Origin of the sequence: Pseudomonas sp. NPDC087804, from assembly GCF_044742965.1 — a bacterium.
Classification (GTDB): Bacteria; Pseudomonadota; Gammaproteobacteria; order Pseudomonadales; family Pseudomonadaceae; genus Aquipseudomonas; species Aquipseudomonas rustica.
The window spans coordinates 112,669-133,708 of the sequence record NZ_JBIUVN010000003.1 but is presented as its reverse complement, the minus strand read 5'-3'; the positions used below and the strand labels follow the sequence as shown (position 1 = coordinate 133,708).

Here is a 21,040-nt window from a genome sequence, read left to right as displayed (position 1 = left end):
GCGAGCAAGCTCGCTCCCACATTGGATTTGTGAACGACACAGAACAAATGTGGGAGCGAGCTTGCTCGCGAAGGCGTCCTGTCAGGCAGCACTAACCTCACTGGTATCCTTGATCAGATGCGCCGCCAAAGTGCGCAACGGCCCCAACTGCCGACAGATCAACGCCAACTGCGTCTGCACCAACCGCTGCCCTTCATCAATCTCATCGGCCATCTGCTCCAGCTCATTGGCCAGCGCTTCTTCTTCATCACTCTGAATCGCAATCGGCTGTTTACTCGCCAGCCCCTGAGCAATTTCATCAATGCTCGCCGCCAGTTTCACGCCGGCCCCATCGATCAACTGCTCGCGCACCTCCGCCGGCAACTGGGTCTCACGATGCGCGCCCAGGCCTGACAGATAACTCAGCAACGTGTGCGACAACACCAGAAAGCGGAAACCGACATCCGCTTCCTTCCTGAAATGCCCCGGCTCCATGAGCATGTTCGCCAGCGTCGTCGACAGCGCCGCATCGGCGTTGTGTGCATTGCGCCGGGCGAGACGATAAGCGAGGTCGTCGCTTTTGCCTGCGGCGTATTGCTGCATGATCTGGCGCAGATAGATGCTGTTGCAGGTCAGGGTGTTGGCCAGCACTTTGTTCAGGCGTCGACCCTGCCAGTCCGGCAGGAACAGGAACACCGCGAGCCCCGCAATCAAGCTGCCGAGCAGCGTATCGAACAGTCGTGGCAGGAACAGCCCGTAACCGTCGCCGACCTGATTGAAGCAGAACAGCACCATGATGGTGATCGCGGCGGTCGCCAGCGTGTAGCGGGTGGTGCGGTTGGTAAAGAACACCACGCCGGCAGCGATGGCGAAACACGATTGCACCAACGGGTTCGGGAACAGATCGAACAGCGCCCACGCCACGGTCAGGCCGATGGCGGTGCCGAAGATCCGCTGACCGAGTTTGCGCCGCGTCGCGCCGTAGTTCGGCTGGCAGACGAACAGCGTGGTGAGAATGATCCAGTAGCCTTGCGACGGGTGAATCAAATGCACCATGCCGTAGCCGATACTCAGTGCCAATGGCAGGCGCAGGGCATGACGGAACAGCAAGGACGTCGGCGTCAGTTGTGTACGCAGGCGAATCCAGACGTCTTTGAAATTGCGTGGTGAGCGGTCGAGCAGGCTGCTGTCGGTTGCATCAGCCAAGGCATCGGGGTTGCTCGCGTCGCTAAGTAAACGGTCGAGGGTGCCGAGGTTGGCGGCCAGTGCGCGCAGCGAGCGCAGCAGTCCGCGCCAGGCCGGATTGCTTTGGATGCGCAGGTGTTCGAGGGACGCGTCGAGGTCGCTGAGGGCTTCGGCGAAACTGGCGTCGTAGGTGAACGGCTGACGCAACTGTATCGACTCGGCCAGTGCTCGGCAGGCTTTGCCTTGCTGGCGCAGCAGACGTTGGCAGCGGAACAGCACGTCGCTGTGGAAAAACGCATCGGCCAACGCGTTGTACGGATAGTGCGAAGAGCTGGCGCGTTCGTGAATGTCCTGCGCGAGGAAGTACAGTTTCAAGTAGCGGCTGACTTTCGAGCCGGGGCGACCGTTGCCGACCCGGTGCAGGATGATTTCCTTGGCACTGTTCAGCGCCGCCACCACACGACCGTTTTGCTGGGCCAGTTCCAGACGCCGCGCTTCGACGTCCATCTGCCTAATCGGCTCGAACAGCGAGGATTTCAGTTTCAGGTAAAAGCCCAGTTCGCGGAACAGTCGCGCCAGACTTTGCTGCACCGGTTGATTGGAAAACAGCGCCTGCCACAACACCGAGAGCAAGCCGTACCACGCAGCGCCGGCGACCAGCAGCATCGGTTCGTGCCAAAAATCGGTGACCGCGCCACCGCGCTGATCCACACCGATCATCGTGTACACGGAGAGGATTAATGTCGCCGAAGCAATCGCCCCATAACGCTCGCCGAGCGCACCGAGCATGGTCAGGCCGAAACTCGCCAGCGCCAGGGCAATGGCAAACACGATGGGGTAGGGGAAGAGCAATTCCACCGACAGCGCGGCGATGCTGAAACACACCAGCGTCACGGCGAGGGCGTTGAGGCGGCCCTGCCAACTGTCGTCGGTTTCGGCCAGGGCGCTGGCGATGATGCCGAGGAACAACGGGATCAACAGGCCCATTTCATCCTGATACCAACACAGCGCCATGCTGCCGGTCAGGGCGATGAACACCCGCACGCTGTAGCTGAATTTATCCAGCGCCCACAGGCGCCGCAAAGACTGACGAAACGAGGTCGAGGACATGAAGTGCGAAGGCCTTCCGAGGCGATGCCGCTAAATTGAGCCAGTAATGACGCCGACGCAATGGCGGCGATCACATCTGACAGCAAAAAGTGTTCCTTGATCGCCTCGCACGCCCTTGTAGGAGCTGCCGAAGGCTGCGATCTTTTGATCTTGATCTTAAAACAGGATCAAAAGATCGCAGCCTTCGGCAGCTCCTACAGGGGGAGTGTTGTTTCGGTCAGGCGTATTGCGCGGCGGCGTAGCCGGAGGCCCAGGCCCACTGGAAGTTGAAGCCGCCCAGATGCCCGGTGACGTCGAGCACTTCGCCAATGAAATACAGGCCCGGGCTTTTCAGCGATTCCATGGTCTTGGACGACACTTCGCGGGTATCGACGCCACCGAGCGTCACTTCGGCCGTGCGATAACCTTCCGTCCCGGCTGGCACGACTTTCCAGCTGCCCAGCTTCTCGGCGATTTCCGCCAGCTCTGCGTAGGTGTACTGCTTCATCGGTTTGGAGACAAACCAGTTGTCCGCCAGCAGATTGGCCATCTTCTTGGTGAAAATCTCACCCAGCAAAGTTTTCAATTCACTGTTCGGACGCTCGGCCACTTGCTGTTGCAGCCAGCTCGCCGCGTCGTGATCCGGCAGCAGGTTGATCTCCACCGTGTCGCCGGATTCCCAGAACGAGGAAATCTGCAAAATCGCCGGGCCACTGAGGCCTCGGTGAGTGAACAGGATGTTTTCGCGAAAGCTCTGATCGTTGCAGCTGACCAGACAATCCACCGACGTTCCGGACAGCTCGGTGCACAGTTCTTTGAGCTGATCGGTGATGGTGAACGGCACCAGGCCGGCGCGAGTCGGCAGCAATTCGTGGCCGAATTGCTTGGCCACTTGATAACCAAAACCGGTGGCGCCCAGCGTCGGGATCGACAGGCCGCCGGTAGCGATCACCAGCGACTGGCACTGAACCTGGCCGAGGGTGGTGTCGAGCAGGTAACCGCTCTCTACTTTCTCAATGGTCTGGATCGACGTGTCGAGGTGCAACTCGACGCCGGCCTGATCGCACTCGGTGAGGAGCATTTCGAGGATGTCGCTGGATTTGTTATCGCAGAACAGCTGGCCGAGTTTTTTCTCGTGATACGGCACGGCGTGCTTGCCGACCATGCCGATGAAATCCCACTGGGTGTAACGCGCCAGTGCGGATTTGCAGAAGTGCGCATTCTGCGAGAGGAAATTGCTCGGCTCGGTGTACATGTTGGTGAAATTGCAGCGGCCACCGCCCGACATCAGGATTTTCTTGCCGGCCTTGTTCGCGTGGTCAAGCAGCAATACCTGACGCCCACGCCCGGCGGCGGTCAGTGCACACATCAACCCAGCGGCGCCAGCGCCAATGATCACGACTTCGGTAGAGCGCAAAACGGTGTCCTCATGGTGGGTCGCTACAAAACAAACTGTGGGAGCGAGCTTGCTCGCGAAAGCGGTGTGTCATTCAACGTGATGTCGACTGACAGATTGCATTCGCGAGCAAGCTCGCTCCCACAGGGGATCTTCGTTAAATGGAAGATCGGTTACAGGATACGCACGCGCAGCGAACGGCCCTTGATCTTGCCGTCGTTCAGGCGCTGCAACGCTTGCATGGCCACGGTGCGGTCTACAGCCACATAAGCCTGGAAGTCGAAGATCGCGATCTTGCCAACCTGCGCACCGGGAATACCGGCATCACCCGTCAGTGCACCCAGAATGTCGCCCGGACGCACTTTGTCTTTACGGCCAGCACCGATGCACAGCGTGGTCATCGGCGGTTGCAGCGGGGCGAGGCCCTGGGACTTGAGGTTATCGACCTGATCCCAGTTCAACGGCGATTTTTGCAGTTGCTCGATGGCTTGCGCGCGATGCGCTTCGCCCGGAGCAACCAGGCTGATCGCGATGCCTTTCTCGCCAGCGCGACCGGTACGGCCGACGCGGTGAATGTGGATTTCCGAATCGCGCGCCAGTTCGACGTTGATCACCATGTCCAGCGCATCGATGTCCAGACCACGGGCGGCAACGTCGGTGGCAACCAATACCGAAGTACTGCGGTTGGCGAACATCGCCAGCACCTGATCGCGATCACGCTGTTCCAGATCGCCGTGCAGGCCGACGGCGGAAATGCCTTTGGCGGTCAGGTGATCAACAGTTTCTTGCACTTGCTGCTTGGTGAAGCAGAACGCCACGCACGACGCCGGGCGGAAGTGGTGCAGGACTTTGGTCACCACGCTCATGCGATCTTCCGGGGAAATCTCGTAGAAGCGCTGCTCGATCTGCGTGTCATCGTGGAACGCTTCGGCTTTCACCGTTTGCGGGTCACGCATGAATTTCGACGCCAGTTGCTTGATGCCCACCGGGTACGTCGCGGAGAACAGCAGGGTCTGACGACGCTCCGGGGTCTTGACGATGATGTCTTCGATGGCGTCGTAGAAACCCATGTCGAGCATGCGATCGGCTTCGTCGAGGATCAGCGTGTTCAGGCCATCTAGCACCAGCGAACCCTTGCGCAGGTGCTGCTGAATGCGGCCCGGGGTGCCGACGATGATGTGCGCGCCGTGTTCCAGCGAAGCGATCTGCGGGCCAAACGACACGCCGCCGCACAGGGTCAGGACTTTGATGTTGTCTTCGGCACGGGCCAGACGACGGATTTCCTTGGCGACCTGGTCGGCCAGCTCACGCGTCGGGCAGATCACCAGTGCCTGGCAACCGAAGTAGCGCGGGTTGATCGGGTTCAGCAAACCGATGCCGAACGCGGCGGTTTTGCCGCTGCCGGTCTTGGCCTGAGCGATCAGATCCATCCCTTTGAGGATCACCGGCAAGCTCTGCGCCTGGATCGGCGTCATCTGGGCATAACCGAGGGATTCGAGGTTAGCCAGCATGGCGGCGGACAGCGGCAGAGTATTAAAAGCGGTGGCGATGGTGGTCACGGGACTGGCCTGCAAAACAAAATGTCGCGCAGTGTAGCAGCCCCGTGCCACTTTCCTCGAAAGTTCTGGACGAACAGTGACTAAAACCAGCAGTGAAGGATTTACCTGTGGCGAGGGGATTTATCCCCGATGGGGGGCGCAGCACCCCCCTATACCTGCCACCTCGGTACATCAGACCGATCGCATTCAACGTTTTGGGGCTGATACGCAACCCATCGGGGATAAATCCCCTCACCACAATTCCCTTCCCACAGAAGCCCTTCAGCACAAATCAGTGTTCAATGTGTTCTTCCGGCCGTTTAGCGCGGCGCCCGTCTTCTTTCGACAGCTGCGAGAAGATCGTCGCGGCCAACATCGCCATGATCCCGACCGTGACAAAGGTCAGCTGGAAGGCACCCAGCACAGTCTCCACACCATCATTACCGACCTCCGCCGTAAACCCGCCAAGCAACGCACCCGCGCAGGCAACACCCAGACTCAACGACAACTGCGCCACCACCGACAGCAAACTGTTGCCGCTACTGGCGCTCGCGTCATCCAGATCGATCAACGTCACCGTGTTCATCGCCGTAAATTGCAGCGAGTTGATCGCGCCAAGTACCGCCAGCAGACACAGCAGCAACCAGTACGGCGTCTGCTCGCTGACCAGGCCCATGCTCGCCAGCATGATCCCCAGCGCCAGCGTGTTGCCGGTGAGGACGATGCGGTAACCAAGCCGCTCAATCAGCGGTCGCGCCACCCACTTGGCGATCATCGCCGCAGCGGCCAGCGGCAGCATGCTCATCCCCGCTTGCGACGGTGAATAACCCAGCGCCACTTGCAGCAGCAACGGCACCAGAAACGGCAACGCGCCGCTGCCCAGACGCGCAAACAGGTTGCCAAGAATGCCGACGGCAAAGGTGCGGGTCTTGAACAGTGACGGCGCGAACAGCGGGTTTTCGATGTGCCCGGCGCGCAACCAGTACGCCGCCAGACAGGCCATGCCGCCGAACAGCAGCAACATCACGCGCAGGTGCGGCAGATGCAATTCGCCAAGGCCTTCCATGGCGATGGTGATCAGAATCATCGCCGCGCCGAACAGCAGGAAACCCAAGCTATCGAAGCGCGTACGTTCAGTGCCGCGCAGGTCGGGTATGAATTTCCACACTGCGTAGCAACCGATGACGCCGACCGGCAGGTTGATCAGAAAGATCCAGTGCCACGTCAGGTATTCGACCATCCAGCCGCCCATGGTCGGGCCGATCAACGGGCCGAGCAGACCGGGAATGGTGATAAAGCCCATGATCCGCACCAGCTCGGATCGCGGATAAGCGCGCAACACCACCAGTCGCCCGACCGGCAGCATCAACGCACCGCCCAGGCCTTGAATGACGCGAGCGCCGATCAGCATGCTCAGGCTGCTCGACAGCGCACAAAGCAGCGAGCCGAAGCTGAACAGCAGAATCGCACCGAAGAAGATTTTCTTGGTGCCGAAGCGGTCGGCGATCCAGCCTGAGGCGGGGATCAGCAACGCCACGGTGAGCATGTAGGCAATGATCACACCCTGCATGCGCAACGGATCCTCGGCGAGATCGCGAGCCATGGCGGGCAGGGCGGTGTTGAGAATGGTGCCGTCGAGGGACTGCATGAAAAACGCGATGGCGACGACCCACGGCAACCAGCGGGCGGTGATGGCGTCGAGAGGCGGGCGATTGGGCATGGAACCTCTTGTTGTCTGTTTGATGATCGTTCCCACCCTCTGCGTGGGAATGCCTCAACGGACGCTCCGCGTCCGCTTTTGGCAGGGACGCGGAGCGTCCCGGGCTGCATTCCCACGCAGAGCGTGGGAACGATCGCTGTCAGAGAGTTAGCGTGAGTCGGCTAACCAGCGCCCCCGGCAGTAACGCCGACGAGGTATTGCGCTGGCTGTACGTGCTCGCCGACAGCAGCAACTCGCGCTCCGCCGTCAGCGCTTCCAGCTGCGAACCCAGCAGGCTGTACGCGCTGTCGTCAAAACGCATGGTGCTCACCGGCGCCTGAATTTCGCCGTTCTCGACCCAGAAGGTTGCAAAACGGGTCATGCCGGTCATGCGTGCCGCCGGTTGATCCGAGAAATTCAGGTACCAGAGGTTGCTGATGTACAGCCCGGTGCCCAACTGCTTGAGGATCTCTGCTTGCGACAGATCCCCCGCCGCCATGTTCAACGCACTCGGCGATTCACCGCCGCTGGCGCCGTTAGCGGCCAAACCATATTCCGCCGCACTGCGCGAACCAACCAATTGATCGCCTGCCTTGCCTTCGACGATTAGTCGCAAATCGCTGCGCGGATAACCTTCGCCGGAAAATGCCGGGCTCAGCGATTCGCTGACTTTCTCGTCCAGCGACACCAGCGGGCTGAACGCCTGATCGCCGACATACAACTTCTGCAACGGACTGCTTTTGCTCGCGATCGACTGCGCCGAAAATCCGCCCCAGCTCAACATGCCCATGATTTCTTCCAACGCTGCTGGCGCCAGATACGCGCGGTACTGCCCCGGCGCCAGGGTGCGCAACGGCCGACCGAGAAATTCCAGTTGCTCGCGCGCCTGAGCAAAGCGCTTGGCGAACCCTTCGCTGCTCCAGTCATGCCCGGCGTAGCTGGCTTTTACCGCTTCGCCGTTCTCGTGAAACAGGCTGAAATCGAAGTTGAAGCTGTTCGCCTGATGCCAGCCAAACGCCCCCGAAGAACTGGCGAAACCACGGCTGATCGGCCCGGCGGCATAGAAGCCCACCAAGTCGAGACCTTCAGCAGCGGCGCAGATTTCATCGACCACCTGTTCCGTGTCCGGCAGCGGATGTTCCTGCACGTTCTTACTCTGCCAGCCGTTGTGATTGAGCAGCAGATACGGATCCTGCGGCAACAGCGGCAAGGTTTCGCGCAGTTGTTGCAGGCCTTCGGCGAGGCGTTGCAGATCGCCTTCCTGATCACCGGACAGGGTGACTTGCAGGTCGGCATGACGGCCGTCGTTGATCAGCTTCAGAACGATGTTGGCCTGCTGCACCTGCCCGGCCTGACGCACTTTGGCGTGATTGAAACGCACGAATGCCGAGGATTCAGCGGCATAGCTGAGGGTGAACTGTTCCGGCTCGCGCACGCTGTCGCGCAGCCAATTGACCATGACCTTGAAGGCGTCGGACTGACTCTTCGAAATGCTCATCAGGCGTCTCCCCCAAACACATCAACGTTGCTGAATACGCAGGCCGGCGAAGCGTGGCCGACGCGGATCACCTGATTTGGTTCGCCCTTGCCGCAGTTTGGCGTGCCCAGCACCTTGACGGTGTTGGCGTCGCCGACGGCGCGCAGGCTTTTCCAGAAGTGCGCGGAAATCGCCCGGTAGTTCGGATTTTTCACCACGCCTTTAAGTTCACCGTCTTCGATCAACTGGCCCCATTCGCAGCCGAACTGGAATTTGTTGCGCGCATCGTCGATCGACCACGAACGGTTGGTGCTCATCAAAATGCCGTGCTCGATGCCTTCGATCAGCTTGTTCAACGGCTGATCGCCCGGCTCGATATTGAGGTTGGCCATGCGGTCGATCGGCGCACGGTTCCAGCCGCAGGCGCGGCTGTTGGCAACGCCATCCATGCCGGCACGGAATTGCGACAGCGCACCGCCCAGCGGCCGCAGCAACAGACCTTCGCGGATCAAAAATTGTTTGCTCGCCTGCGTGCCGTCGTCGTCATGGCCGTAGCTGGCGAGTTCTTCGGGAATGCCCGGGTCGAAGGTTACGTTGAGCAGCTTCGAGCCGTATTGCAGGGTGCCGAAGTCACTGGCCTTGACGAAACTGGTGCCGGCGTAATTGCGTTCATCGCCGAGGATGCGGTCGAGCTCCAGCGGGTGGCCGATGGATTCGTGGATCTGCAGCATCATCTGATCCGGCATCAACAGCAGATCGCGCGGGCCTTGCGGGGTGTTTGGCGCGAGCAGCAATTGCAGGGCCTGATCGGCGACTTGCGGGCCGGCGCCGATCAAGCCGCAGCGGCTGATCACATCAGCGCCGCCCTGTTGGCCGAAGTTTTCGCGGCCGAGGCTGCGGGTCTGGCTGTCGTTGCCGTCGTAGGCGGTGACGTCGAGGCCTGGATAGACGAAGCGCTGGGCCTGGCGCAATTCGGCCCCGGCGCTGCTCAGATAAATCTGTTCGACGTGAGTAATGCCGATGCTCACCTGCCAATTCACCAGGCGCTCATCCTTTGGCACCGAGGCGGATTCCGCGCCGAGCAGCTCAAAGCATTCGCTCAGGGACGGGAAGGGTTGTTCGAGATTGGGCGAAAAGTAATCAGCGCGATCGCTGGACACTGGCTGATCGCGCAGGTCGAGCAAGGCGTGCGGCTTCAGGCGACGGGCCTGAGTTTCGGCGCGTTCAAGCGCAGCTTGCAGGCCTTGTTGCGACAAATCGTTGGTCGCCGCGTAGGCCTCAACGCCGTTGACGCGAACGGTGAGCATAGCGCCCTCGTCACGGCTCAGGCTTGGCGGTTCGGCGACGTTCTTGCGCACCGACAGGTACTGGCCGGACTCGCGTACATACCGCAGGGAAAAAAACTCAGCGCCCGTGCGCAAGGCAGCGAAGCGCTGCTTGAGCTGGGGGTGGAAATCGAACATTCGGGAACCTCCTTGTCAGGGGGAAGCGGCAGAGCAACGGCGGGGAGGGGTGAAACGGTTGCGCGAGGTCTAGAGTAGGCCTGCGTGGGGGGGAGTATCAAGGGTGACGCTTGAGAGGGAAAATATTCGGCGAGTGATAGTCATCCCGCCACCCGACAGAGGGGAGCTTGGCCGGCCTGTCCAATAGCCCCCTTTGTCGGTCCCTAGGAATAAAATTTCAGTTATTCAAATAGACGAACGCGCATACGTAAATCAGCAAGCTGGCAAAGAAACTGGGCAGGATTTGTCGGGTCTTGGCCACTGCGACAAATGTTCCGACTAACAGCAAAATCTTCAGCGCATCCAGAATCTGAAACTGTTGCATCAGACTTGGGCCATCAAGCTTGGCAAATGCGGTTTCGTAAATGATCACACCTAACATCGCCTGGGCGCTGTAACTGACGAAGCGGTAGAAGGAACCGTTGGTGCGCGTCAACGCCGAAGTGTTTTTGAAAGCAAACGGTAGTGCGCGAAATGCAAAAGCTGTGAGTGCGGCAAAGCCGATTAGCATCCAGAGGGTCATTGGATAACCGTTCCTTGGCGAGTACAGGTGTTTTCGATCATTACGATCAAGCCGCCGATTACAAAAGGTGTGATCAGCAAGTTGTAGTCCTTGAACAACAACACCAGCAAAGGAGCACCGATGAAACCCAGCCAATAGCTGGAGACTTCCATGTAGTGCGGCCAGTGCTTGCCGGCCAATGCAGTAAACTGAAGTGGCAAGAGCATCGTCATGGCGGCAGCAATGACCGGCGAGGCAAAACCTGCACCGGCGATGAAGCCAACGTAAGTGCAGATAATCGACAAGGCGAAGATCGGAGCACCTACGCCGATAAAATACGCGAACGGGAAACTTTTCTCGTGCTTGAAGCGAGTTATGCACGCGGTGAATATCGAGGGTGTCAGCAAAACCAGTGACGCGAGAATTTTACGCGTCGACGTATGCTTCAAGTGCGGCGCCAACGTCGCTGAGAGCAAAACGAATCGGGCATTGAGCGCCAGAATAATCGGGATCAGTAACCATCCGTCGTTATAGTTTTGTATGAGTAGAAACTGTAGCGGTGTCGAAAAAATCAGCAGGGTCGTTGCCATCGTCTGACTCAAGGTCAGCGCTTGGGCTGCGCCCACCATGCCGATTGATAGATACAGAAAAATGAACGCGATGCCGAACGTGATCGCGTCTCGTCCACCTGCTTTGAGCGTTTGTGCGAAGGTGGAATTTGCTGGCGCTTGACAGCCCTTCATCAAATCGCTTCCTGAACGGTGTGTTTTTCGTCCAGCGAGTAGTACTGCTTGCGAGGCCCTTTGCTGCGAAACAGCAAGCGTGGCGTGTTGTTCAATGTCGAAGTTGCGGCTTGCGAGCGAACGTCATCGGCACTGATGTTCAGCGTAGGGCGGGCATGCAATATCTTGTTATTGGCAACGATGAGGAACGTGCCGGTCTGTGCTGTGGAGACATTACACTTGGCGGCCGAGATCCCGGCGCGGATTTTATCCAGTACCTCTTGACCACCGTTGAACGCACGCATTCGCTCGCCGCTGTGAATGTCGATACGGAAATCCAGTGAAAATCGGTAGCCATACTGTTCATTGTATTCAACGACATTTCGAACGCGCTCCTTCGAGCCACTGACGTTTTTGCCTGAAACAAATATCGCCTGCATACCCAGCAAGGTTTGAATTTCCTCATCATTAAGTGATAGCAGCAAGTCAGCAGGGAAATAATAGGCGGTCGGCGTGTGTGTAGTATCCCGGCACACCGTCAGCGCAATATAGTCAACGTTAAGGCTTTCATACAAGTCATCAGAATGAGGGGTGATATCACCATAACCATTACCCCATTCCCGATATTTTTCCGCGGAAGGTTTCAAGTACAGGGCTTTGTGGTCTTCATATTCGTATTTTATATCAGTCAAGTGAAACAGGTCGGCCAGTGCCTCATGAACAGTGAGGGCCAGTGCTGGGCAGTCGCTGGTAAAAACATTTTTGATACACACGGCGGCGACACCGTTGCGGGCGCCAACCTGGTCAAAATAGACGGTGTCTTCTGGTCTGAGATAATTAATCAATAAGTTTGTAAGTTGTATTTTTAGCGTGTGCAGGCTTTGTTCTTTATTTTTCTCCCACCATGATTCGATGACGCCGCTTAGATAGCCGAAGTCCAAAGAGATAGTCGTTTCTTTGGACAGTTCATGTCGAAATGCACTGGCGGACATTTCTGAGTTTGTGCGGTTGAGCGGCATCATTCTTCCTTGATTGTGTTTTTTGATGGCGCGCATTCTAGTGTGTTTGTGAGAGAGGTGCAGATGGTAAGTATTACAAGTCTGTTCGGGTGGGTCCGTACTGTTAGAGAATCTGAAAGTTTAAACAAAAAACCGCCAGTCTTTAAAAGAGCTGGCGGTTTTTAGACGTTGCGTTAGTTAGCTGTCAGTGCGCAACCGGGGTGATATCACGCATCGGCTTGCCTTTGACCGGTGCATCGCCCGCGACGTAGTACGGTGCGGTGCTGCGTGGCAGCGGCTGGCGGCCACGGATCTTGTCGGCGATTTTCTCGGCGATCATGATCGTCGGCGCGTTCAGGTTGCCGGTGGTGATGATCGGCATGATCGAAGCATCGACCACACGCAGGCTCTGCATGCCGTGCACGCGACCTTCGCCATCAACCACAGCCATCTCGTCGGTGCCCATCTTGCACGAGCAGGACGGGTGGAACGCGGTTTCGGCGTGCTCGCGAATGAACTTGTCGAGTTGCTCATCGGTTTGCACTTCGATGCCCGGGCTGATTTCGCGGCCACGGAAAGCGTCCAGCGCAGGCTGCTGCATGATTTCACGGGTCAGGCGGATGCCGTCGCGGAATTCCTGCCAGTCTTGCTCGGTGGCCATGTAGTTGAACAGTATGCTCGGGTGCTGGCGCGGGTCTTTCGACTTGGCCTGGATGCGACCACGGCTCGGCGAACGCATGGAACCCATGTGCGCCTGGAAACCGTGCTCTTTCACACCGTTGCTGCCGTTGTAGTTAATCGCTACCGGCAGGAAGTGGTACTGAATGTTCGGCCATTCGAATTCCGGACGCGAACGGATGAAACCGCCGGCTTCGAACTGGTTGCTGGCGCCGATGCCGGTGCCGTTGAACAGCCACTCGGCACCGATGGCTGGCTGGTTGTACCAGAGCAGCGACGGGTACAGCGAAACCGGTTGGGTGCAAGCATATTGCAGGTACAGCTCAAGGTGATCCTGCAGGTTTTCACCAACGCCCGGCAGATCGTGAACGACCGGGATGTCGAGGGATTTCAGCAACTCGGCCGGGCCGACACCGGAACGCTGCAGAATCTGCGGCGAAGCGATAGCGCCGGAGCACAGCAGCACTTCTTTACGCGCTTTGGCTTCAACGCGCTCTTCCGCCGAACCGACCAGATAACGCACGCCAACCGCACGCTTGCCTTCGAACAGAATCTTGTCGGTCAGGGCGTGGGTGACGATGGTCAGGGTCGAACGCTTTTTCGCGGTGTCGAGGTAGCCACGGGCGGTGGAGGCGCGACGGCCGTTCGGCGTCACGGTGCGGTCCATCGGGCCGAAGCCTTCCTGCTGGTAACCGTTCAAGTCTTCGGTGCGCGGGTAACCGGCTTGTACGCCCGCTTCAACCATGGCGTGGAACAACGGGTTGTTGCCAGCTTTCGGCGTGGTCACGCTGACCGGGCCTTCGCCACCGTGGTAATCGTTCGGGCCGATGTCGCGGGTTTCGGCTTTGCGGAAGTACGGCAGGCAGTCGAGGTACGACCAGTTTTCCAGGCCCGGCAGTTTCGCCCAGCCGTCGTAGTCCATCGCGTTGCCGCGGATGTAGCACATGCCGTTGATCAGCGAAGAACCGCCGAGGCCTTTGCCGCGACCGCATTCCATCCGGCGACCGTCCATGTGTGGCTCGGCGTCGGTTTCGTAAGCCCAGTTGTAACGACGACCTTGCAGCGGGAACGCCAGAGCGGCCGGCATTTGCGTGCGGAAGTCGAGGCGATAGTCCGGGCCGCCTGCTTCGAGCAGCAGAACGGTGACGCCGGCGTCTTCAGTCAGACGGGTCGCCAGGGTGTTACCGGCCGAGCCGGCACCGATGATGATGTAATCGAATTCTTGGGACATTGAATGCACCCTCTTTGAAGTTGGTCAGGTCAAGATCGCCGGGACGCTGCAAAACCTAAGCAGAGGAGGAAACTCCCTGTGGAGAAGATCCTCTGTGGTGAGGGGATTTATCCCCGACCGGCTGCGCAGCAGTCGTAAAGTCAGCGACTGGGTTCTGTCTGGAGAATTGCAGTGTCTGGAGGGGGCTGCGTTGCAGCCCAGCGGGGCGGTGCGACGTTTCGCTGAATCCCCTCGCCACAAAGGCCCCATCCAGACTCTGCGTCAGATCAGAACACCGAAACGTAATCGCCCAGCTCGACCTGTACCGATTTGATGCGGGTGAAGTTGTTCAGCGAGCTGATGCCGTTTTCACGGCCAACACCCGACTGCTTGTAGCCGCCGACCGGCATTTTTGCGTCGGACTCGCCCCAGGCGTTGATCCAGCAGATACCGGCTTCCAGTTGATGAATCACACGGTGTGCGCGGTTCAGGTCTTTGGTGACGATACCGGCGGCCAGGCCGAAGTCGGTGTCGTTGGCGCGGCGGATCACTTCTTCTTCGGTCTCGTAGGAGAGGATCGCCATCACCGGGCCAAAGATTTCTTCACGAACAATGGTCATGTCGTCGGTGCAATCGGTGAACACGGTCGGCGCGACGAATGCGCCTTTGGCGAATTCGCCGTCGGTCAGACGCTCGCCGCCGCACAGCACGCGGGCGCCTTGCTCTTTACCCTTGGCGATGTAGCCCAGCACGCTTTCCATGTGCGCGAAGCTGACCAGCGGGCCGAAGTTGGTGTTCTCGTCTTCCGGGTTGCCGATGCGGATGCGTGCAACGCGTTCAACGATCTTGGCTTCGAAAGCGGCTTTCAGGTGCGCCGGAACGAACACGCGAGTGCCGTTGGTGCAGACCTGACCGGAGCTGTAGAAGTTGGCCATCATCGCGGTGTCGGCAGCGCGATCGAGATCGGCGTCGTCGCAGATGATCAGCGGGGACTTGCCGCCCAGTTCCATGGTCACGTCTTTCAGCGACGAAGCCGAAGCGCTGGCCATTACCTTCTTGCCAGTGTCGGTGCCGCCGGTGAAGGAGATTTTTTCGATGCGCGGGTGCTCGGTCAGCCAGGTGCCGACTTCACGGCCGCTGCCGGTCAGGACGTTGAACACGCCGTTTGGCAGACCGGCTTCGGTGAAGATCTCGGCCAGTTTCAGGGTGGTCAGCGAGGTGACTTCGCTTGGCTTGAAGATCATCGCGTTACCGGCGGCCAGGGCTGGAGCGGATTTCCACAGCGCGATCTGGATCGGGTAGTTCCACGCGCCGATACCGGCGACAACGCCCAGCGGCTCGCGACGGGTGTAGACGAAAGAAGTGTCGCGCAGTGGAATCTGCTCGCCTTCGATCGCCGGCACCAGGCCTGCGTAGTATTCCAGCACGTCAGCGCCGGTAACGATGTCGACGTACTTGGTTTCGGAGAAGGATTTACCGGTGTCCAGGGTTTCCAGCGCAGCCAGTTCATCGTTGCGCTCGCGCAGGATGTCGACGGCACGGCGCAGGATGCGCGAACGCTCCATGGCAGTCATCGCGGCCCAGATTTTCTGGCCCTTTTCAGCGGCGACTACAGCGCGCTCGACGTCTTCCTTGGTCGCACGTTGCACCTGTGCGAGGACTTCACCGTTAGCCGGGTTGATGGCTTCGAAGGTGGCATCGCTGCCGGCGTCCGAGTACGCGCCATCGATGTAAAGTTTTTGCAGTTCGAAACGGGCCATAGTGTCCTCGCAAGTGCATTAGTGGTTGGCGTTGACCACCGCGGTGAGGCTGCGGTGGCAGTGAGGGGCCGAGCGTTTTCTGTGTGCTCTAGCTCACCTTCTTGGCCAATTGGAAATCCATGTATTCGTAAGCGATCTGTTGCGCCTGCGCCGTGTCGAAAGCATCTCCCGACAGCGCGCCGCGCAACCACAAACCGTCAATCAACGCTGCCAGGCCACGCGCTGCGGTGCGCGCATCTTCGAGCGGCAACACACGGCGGAACTCGCAGCACAGGTTGGAATACAGACGGTGATCGTTGATCCGCTGCAACCTGTGCAAAGACGGCTGGTGCATGCTGGTGGCCCAAAAGGCCAGCCAGGTTTTCATTGCCGGGCCATTGACCTGGCTGGCGTCGAAGTTGCCTTCGATGATCACCTGCAGATGCGCCCGTGGGCTGTCATCTGCCAGCGCTTGGCGGCGCAGGGTGACGTTCTCGCTGAGGACGCTCATCAGATACCGCATCGTGGCGGCAATCAGGCCGTTCTTGTCCTGAAAGTAATGACTGATGATGCCATTCGAGACACCGGCCAAACGGGCGATCAGCGCAATGCTGGCGTCCCCCATTCCGACCTGATCGACCGCCTGCAAAGTGGCTTCGATCAGCTGTTGGCGGCGGATGGGTTGCATACCGACCTTGGGCATCTTGCACATCTCCTTAGGCCTTCCGAGGAGCGATCAACGCTCATCGGATTGAGGGCCAGTCTATTTTGTTTTGATTGAACGTTCAATCAACAAAGAATAAGATCTGCGACAAATCGTCGCTGCTTACAGATTTTTCCCACATGTGAATGGCGCAAAAACTGACATCCAAAACCGCTCGAACCCTATACGCCACGGCGCTCTCAGGGTTCGGGCTTTTTTCGGGGTGTCTTTATATCACCCGTCGGTCGGCTGCCAACTAACCGATTAGTCGGGTGCCGTGTTGCCTTGTGTTCTTCTCTCGCACTGCCTGGAGCATTTGTGCCATGAGTTCTGCCTCGCTAATAAAGACCCCGCCCGAGAAGGTGACGGTCAACGGTTGGGTGTTTTACACCTCTACCGCGCTGATTCTGTTGTTGACCGCCATTCTGATTATCGCCCCGCAAGAGGCCGGCAGACTGTTGGGTATCGCTCAGGCCTGGTTGTCGCGCAGCTTCGGCTGGTACTACATGGTGGTGATCGCCGCCTATCTGGTCTTTGTCGTCGGTCTGGCGTTTTCCTCGTACGGCAAACTCAAGCTGGGCAGCAAGGATGACACCCCGGATTTCAGTTACGGCGCCTGGGCGGGGATGCTGTTCTCGTCGGGTATCGGTATTTCGCTGCTGTACTTCGGCGCGTCCGAGCCGCTGGATCACTATTTCAATCCGCCGGAAGGCGCCTCGGCCACCAACATGGCCGCGCGTCAGGCGGTGCAACTGACCTTCCTGCACTGGGGCCTGCACGGCTGGGCGATCTACGCACTGGTCGGTCTGGCCGTAGCGTATTTTGCTTACCGTCATAACCAGCCGCTGGCGTTGCGTTCGGCGCTGTATCCGCTGGTCGGCGAGCGTTGGGTCAAAGGCGCGGCCGGTCACGCGGTGGACGGCTTCGGCATGTTCGTGACGCTGCTGGGTCTGGTGACGAACCTGGGGATTGGTTCGCTGCAAGTGTCGTCGGGCCTGGAAAACCTGTTCGGCATGGAGCACAGCAACACCAACCTGTTGATCGTGATCATCGTGATGAGCACCGTGGCGACCATCGCTGCCGTGTCCGGCGTGGAAAACGGCATTCGTCGTCTGTCCAACCTGAACATCGTGTTGTTCAGCGGTTTGCTGATTTTCGTGCTGTTGTTTGGCCCGACCTTGCACCTGCTCAACGGCTTCGTGCAGAACATCGGCGATTATCTCAACGGCATCGTGCTGAAAACTTTCGACCTGTATGTGTACGAAGGCAGTGCCGAAAAAACCGAACGCTGGATGGGCCTGTGGACACTGTTCTACTGGGCCTGGTGGATTTCCTGGGCGCCATTCGTCGGCATGTTTATCGCGCGTATTTCCCGTGGTCGCACCGTGCGTGAACTGGTGGCTGGCGTACTGCTGATTCCGCTGGGCTTCACTTTGGCCTGGCTGTCGATCTTCGGTAACTCGGCGCTGGATCTGGTGATCAACCAAGGGGCGGTGGAGCTCGGCAAGACGGCGCTGGAACAGCCGTCGATGGCGATCTACCAAATGCTTGAGCATTACCCGGCGTCGAAAATCGTCATCGGTGTATCGATTTTTGTTGGCTTCGTGCTGTTCCTGACCCCGGCCGATTCTGGCGCGGTGATGATGGCGAACCTGTCCTGCAAGGGCGGCAACGTCGACGAAGATGCGCCGCACTGGCTGCGGATTTTCTGGTCGGCCGTGATCACCCTGGTGACCATCGGCCTGCTGTTCGCCGGTAACTTCGAAGCCATGCAAACCATGGTGGTGCTGGCCGGTCTGCCGTTCTCGGTGGTGTTGGTGTTCTTCATGTTCGGCCTGCACAAGGCGATGCGCCAGGACGTGCAGATCGAACAGGAGCAAGCGCAACTGGCGGAGCGTGGTCGTCGCGGTTTCAGCGAGCGTCTGACGCAACTTGATCTGCAACCGAGCCAATCGGTGGTGCAGCGTTTCATGGACAAGCAAGTCAGCCCGGCGCTGGAAGACGCCACCGCGCAGATGCGTGCGCAGGGTCTGACAGTGCAGACGCTGCTGGGTAAATCCAAGCGTTGCATGGGTGTGCGTGTCGAGATGGAAGAGGGCAACCCTTTCGTTTACGAAGTCAGCTTGGACGGTTATCTGGCGACCCCGACTGAGTCGGCGCAGTCCGATGAAGCGCGCCAGCGTTACTACCGCGCTGAAGTGTATTTGCACAACGGCAGCCAGGATTACGACCTGATGGGCTTCACGCAGGATCAGATCACGCGGGATGTGCTCGATCAGTTTGAAAGCCATCGGCAGCTCCTTGGCCGGGTGTATAGCTAAAGTCAAAAGCCCCCTCACCCCAGCCCTCTCCCTAAGGGAGAGGGGGAAAGGGAGCAGATCGGGGGCTTTTCAAAGCCTGAGTTCGACTCAATTTCTCAGGTCGGTGTAGCTTGAAAGTACAACTCGGTCGGTTCCCTCTCCCTCCGGGAGAGGGCTAGGGTGAGGGGCTTTTACCTTGACCCAATAAAAAAGGGATCGCTCACCGCGATCCCTTTTTTTATCCCGCCTTAACCGAGGTTCTTGCCCAACAACGCGTGATACAACTCGCTGTCGCCCAGGATCCCCACCACATGATTGTTATCGTGCAGCACCAGTTTGTTGCCGGTCTGATAACGAATCTGCAGCGCGTCACGCATGCCGATGTTCGAATCCACCAGCGTCGGCTTACGCTCCAGCCCTTCCACCGCTTGCCCCGGCGCCCAGTTCTGCAAATTCAGCACCGAACCGTTCTGCCGCGCACCCTTGATGGTGTTGCCCTCAGCCAGATCCAGCCACGAATCGCCGCCCGGATCCAGACACACCGAACCATTGATGCGTTTGCAGTTGTCCAGCGTGCGCATCAGGCTGCGGCCGCACAGCACGTTGAGCGGATTGGTGTGCGCGACAAACGTGCGCACATAGTCGTCCGCCGGGTTCAGCACGATCTCTTCCGGCACGCTGTACTGGATGATCCGGCCGTCTTTCATGATCGCGATGCGGCTGCCGAGTTTCAGTGCTTCATCAAGGTCGTGACTCACGAACACAATGGTCTTGCTCAGCTTGCGTTGCAGCTCCAACAACTCATCTTGCAGACCCTGACGGATCAACGGGTCGAGTGCCGAGAACGGTTCGTCCATCAGCAAAATATCGGCGTCCATCGCCAGCGCCCGCGCCAGACCAACGCGCTGCTGCATACCACCAGAGAGTTCGTCAGGCTTCTTGTTGCGCCATTGCGTCAGGCCGACCAGTTCGAGTTTGTCGTCGACCAGTTTGCGCCGTTCTTTCTCCGGACGGCCCTGCATTTCCAGACCGAAACTGATGTTTTCGCGCACCGTCAGCCACGGCATCAGCGCGAATTTCTGGAAGACCATGGCGATGCGTTGGGTGCGCATCATTTTCAGTTCGGCCGGGGTGCAGGAAGCGATGTCAATCTGCTTGCCTTCATGCTCGACGAACAGCTTGCCGCGGCTCACGGTGTTGAGGCCGTTGATGCAGCGCAGCAGGCTCGACTTGCCCGAACCGGACAGGCCCATCAACACGCAGATTTCGCCCTTGTTGACGTCCAGCGTGGCTTTTTCCACGCCGACGATCTGCCCGGTTTTCTTCAGGATCTCGTTGCGGGTCATGCCCTGATCGAGCAGCTTGAGCGCCTCGCGTGGATCCTTGGAGAAGATTACGTCTACGTCTTCGAAGCGAATTATGCTCATGCGTCACCCCCTACTTTGGCGTCGGGTTGTTTGCAGATACGGTCGAGCATGATCGCCAGCAGTACGATCGCCAGGCCTGCTTCGAAGCCCAGGGCGATATCAGCAGTGTTCAGTGCGTTGACCACCGGTTTGCCGAGTCCGTCGGCGCCTACCAGTGCCGCGATCACCACCATCGACAGCGACAGCATGATGCACTGGGTGATGCCGGCAGCGATGCTCGGCATGGCGTGAGGCAGTTCGATCCGTGAGAGCAATTGGCGACGCGAGCAGCCGAAGGCTTTGCCGGCGTCCATCAGTTCTTGCGGGACATCGCGGATGCCCAGGTAGGTCAGGCGGATCGGCGCAGCGATGGCGAACACCACCGTGGAGATCAGGCCCGGCACCACACCCAGCCCGAAGAGGGTCAGGGTAGGAATGAGGTAAACGAAGGTCGGTACGGTCTGCATCAGATCGAGTACCGGACGCATTAACGTGTAGAACATCGGTTTGTGCGCGGCGACGATGCCCAACGGCACGCCGATGACCACGCAGACCAGGGTCGCGAACAGCACCTGGGCGAGGGTTTCCATGGTTTCCTGCCAGTACCCCAGATTGAGGATCAGCAGAAAGGAAGCGATGACGAAAACGGTCAATCCCCATTTGCGCTGGATGAAATGCGCGAGCAGGGCGATGAGGCCGATCAAGACAAAAGGGTTGAACCAGGTGAGCGCAAACGTCACGCCGTGGATCATCGTTTCCAGTGTCACGGCGATTGCGTCGAAGGTGTTGGCGCCGTGTTGCGTCAACCATTCAACGAAGCCCGCGATGTACTGGCCTAAAGGTATTTTCTGATCAATCAGCATGGTAGTGAACGTCCGCATGCGAGGAAATAAACAGCCCGAGGGAGCAAGCTCCCC

General features: G+C 58.9%; 15 protein-coding genes. 1 reads left to right on the top strand and 14 read right to left on the bottom strand.

From position 1 onward, the window contains the following. Positions 1-81 precede the first annotated feature (81 nt). The 12 genes from yccS to betI all read right to left on the bottom strand — a co-directional run bounded on the left by yccS (position 82) and on the right by betI (position 16,417). Complete coding sequence (yccS, locus tag ACIOMO_RS09305) at positions 82-2,274, bottom strand: YccS family putative transporter (RefSeq protein WP_401240138.1); 2,193 nt, start codon at positions 2,272-2,274, stop codon at positions 82-84. 217 nt (positions 2,275-2,491) lie between these two features. After that, positions 2,492-3,670: an NAD(P)/FAD-dependent oxidoreductase gene (locus ACIOMO_RS09300; protein WP_401240135.1), complete on the bottom strand. Its 1,179-nt coding sequence runs from the start codon at positions 3,668-3,670 to the stop codon at positions 2,492-2,494. Positions 3,671-3,822: 152 nt separating this feature from the next. After that, a complete protein-coding gene (gene dbpA, locus ACIOMO_RS09295) occupies positions 3,823-5,208 on the bottom strand; it encodes an ATP-dependent RNA helicase DbpA (RefSeq protein ID WP_008085781.1) in 1,386 nt (461 codons plus the stop codon). 271 nt (positions 5,209-5,479) lie between these two features. After that, positions 5,480-6,907, bottom strand: coding sequence for a multidrug transporter subunit MdtD (gene mdtD, locus ACIOMO_RS09290; protein WP_008085779.1), 1,428 nt, complete (start codon positions 6,905-6,907; stop codon positions 5,480-5,482). Between the two features lie 139 nt (positions 6,908-7,046). Beyond that, positions 7,047-8,384 (bottom strand): TldD/PmbA family protein, encoded by a 1,338-nt coding sequence (locus ACIOMO_RS09285; protein WP_401240131.1) that lies wholly within the window; start codon positions 8,382-8,384, stop codon positions 7,047-7,049. Continuing rightward, entirely contained in the window at positions 8,384-9,826 is a 1,443-nt protein-coding gene (locus ACIOMO_RS09280; RefSeq protein ID WP_401240129.1) for a TldD/PmbA family protein, read from the bottom strand. Before ACIOMO_RS09280 ends, ACIOMO_RS09285 begins: the two co-directional genes overlap by 1 nt. Positions 9,827-10,043: 217 nt before the next feature. Then, positions 10,044-10,388 (bottom strand): AzlD domain-containing protein, encoded by a 345-nt coding sequence (locus ACIOMO_RS09275; RefSeq protein WP_053124598.1) that lies wholly within the window; start codon positions 10,386-10,388, stop codon positions 10,044-10,046. Further along, positions 10,385-11,110 carry an AzlC family ABC transporter permease gene (locus tag ACIOMO_RS09270; RefSeq protein ID WP_401240127.1) on the bottom strand — a complete coding sequence of 242 codons (726 nt, stop codon included), beginning with the start codon at positions 11,108-11,110 and terminating at the stop codon, positions 10,385-10,387. Before ACIOMO_RS09270 ends, ACIOMO_RS09275 begins: the two co-directional genes overlap by 4 nt. Next, entirely contained in the window at positions 11,110-12,108 is a 999-nt protein-coding gene (locus ACIOMO_RS09265; RefSeq protein WP_401240125.1) for a hypothetical protein, read from the bottom strand. The genes ACIOMO_RS09270 and ACIOMO_RS09265 overlap by 1 nt, the downstream gene beginning before the upstream one ends. Positions 12,109-12,292: 184 nt before the next feature. After that, positions 12,293-13,996, bottom strand: coding sequence for a choline dehydrogenase (betA, locus tag ACIOMO_RS09260; RefSeq protein WP_401240122.1), 1,704 nt, complete (start codon positions 13,994-13,996; stop codon positions 12,293-12,295). A gap of 266 nt (positions 13,997-14,262) precedes the next feature. Further along, positions 14,263-15,735 carry a betaine-aldehyde dehydrogenase gene (betB, locus tag ACIOMO_RS09255; RefSeq protein WP_159814756.1) on the bottom strand — a complete coding sequence of 491 codons (1,473 nt, stop codon included), beginning with the start codon at positions 15,733-15,735 and terminating at the stop codon, positions 14,263-14,265. A gap of 88 nt (positions 15,736-15,823) precedes the next feature. Beyond that, the gene (gene betI, locus ACIOMO_RS09250; protein ID WP_053124587.1) at positions 15,824-16,417 is read right to left on the bottom strand and encodes a transcriptional regulator BetI; all 594 of its coding nucleotides are present in this window, start codon (positions 16,415-16,417) and stop codon (positions 15,824-15,826) included. Between the two features lie 323 nt (positions 16,418-16,740). Between betI and betT the strand changes: the two genes are divergently transcribed. Then, positions 16,741-18,738, top strand: coding sequence for a choline BCCT transporter BetT (gene betT / locus ACIOMO_RS09245; RefSeq protein ID WP_053124585.1), 1,998 nt, complete (start codon positions 16,741-16,743; stop codon positions 18,736-18,738). A gap of 227 nt (positions 18,739-18,965) precedes the next feature. On the opposite strand, the gene choV is transcribed toward betT, so the two are convergent. Then, positions 18,966-20,144, bottom strand: a complete 1,179-nt coding sequence (gene choV, locus ACIOMO_RS09240; protein WP_053124583.1) for a choline ABC transporter ATP-binding protein — start codon at positions 20,142-20,144, stop codon at positions 18,966-18,968. After that, a complete protein-coding gene (choW, locus tag ACIOMO_RS09235; protein ID WP_008085763.1) occupies positions 20,141-20,986 on the bottom strand; it encodes a choline ABC transporter permease subunit in 846 nt (281 codons plus the stop codon). The genes choV and choW overlap by 4 nt, the downstream gene beginning before the upstream one ends. Between the last annotated feature and the right edge of the window lie 54 nt (positions 20,987-21,040).

Coding starts and splice junctions, on each gene's coding strand:
- yccS (WP_401240138.1), bottom strand. CDS start 2,274: ATGTCCTCGACCTCGTTTCGTCAGTCTTTGCGGCGCCTGTGGGCGCTG.
- mdtD (WP_008085779.1), bottom strand. CDS start 6,907: ATGCCCAATCGCCCGCCTCTCGACGCCATCACCGCCCGCTGGTTGCCG.
- ACIOMO_RS09285 (WP_401240131.1), bottom strand. CDS start 8,384: ATGAGCATTTCGAAGAGTCAGTCCGACGCCTTCAAGGTCATGGTCAAT.
- ACIOMO_RS09280 (WP_401240129.1), bottom strand. CDS start 9,826: ATGTTCGATTTCCACCCCCAGCTCAAGCAGCGCTTCGCTGCCTTGCGC.
- ACIOMO_RS09275 (WP_053124598.1), bottom strand. CDS start 10,388: ATGACCCTCTGGATGCTAATCGGCTTTGCCGCACTCACAGCTTTTGCA.
- ACIOMO_RS09270 (WP_401240127.1), bottom strand. CDS start 11,110: ATGAAGGGCTGTCAAGCGCCAGCAAATTCCACCTTCGCACAAACGCTC.
- ACIOMO_RS09265 (WP_401240125.1), bottom strand. CDS start 12,108: ATGCCGCTCAACCGCACAAACTCAGAAATGTCCGCCAGTGCATTTCGA.
- betA (WP_401240122.1), bottom strand. CDS start 13,996: ATGTCCCAAGAATTCGATTACATCATCATCGGTGCCGGCTCGGCCGGT.
- betB (WP_159814756.1), bottom strand. CDS start 15,735: ATGGCCCGTTTCGAACTGCAAAAACTTTACATCGATGGCGCGTACTCG.
- betI (WP_053124587.1), bottom strand. CDS start 16,417: ATGCCCAAGGTCGGTATGCAACCCATCCGCCGCCAACAGCTGATCGAA.
- betT (WP_053124585.1), top strand. CDS start 16,741: ATGAGTTCTGCCTCGCTAATAAAGACCCCGCCCGAGAAGGTGACGGTC.
- choV (WP_053124583.1), bottom strand. CDS start 20,144: ATGAGCATAATTCGCTTCGAAGACGTAGACGTAATCTTCTCCAAGGAT.
- choW (WP_008085763.1), bottom strand. CDS start 20,986: ATGCTGATTGATCAGAAAATACCTTTAGGCCAGTACATCGCGGGCTTC.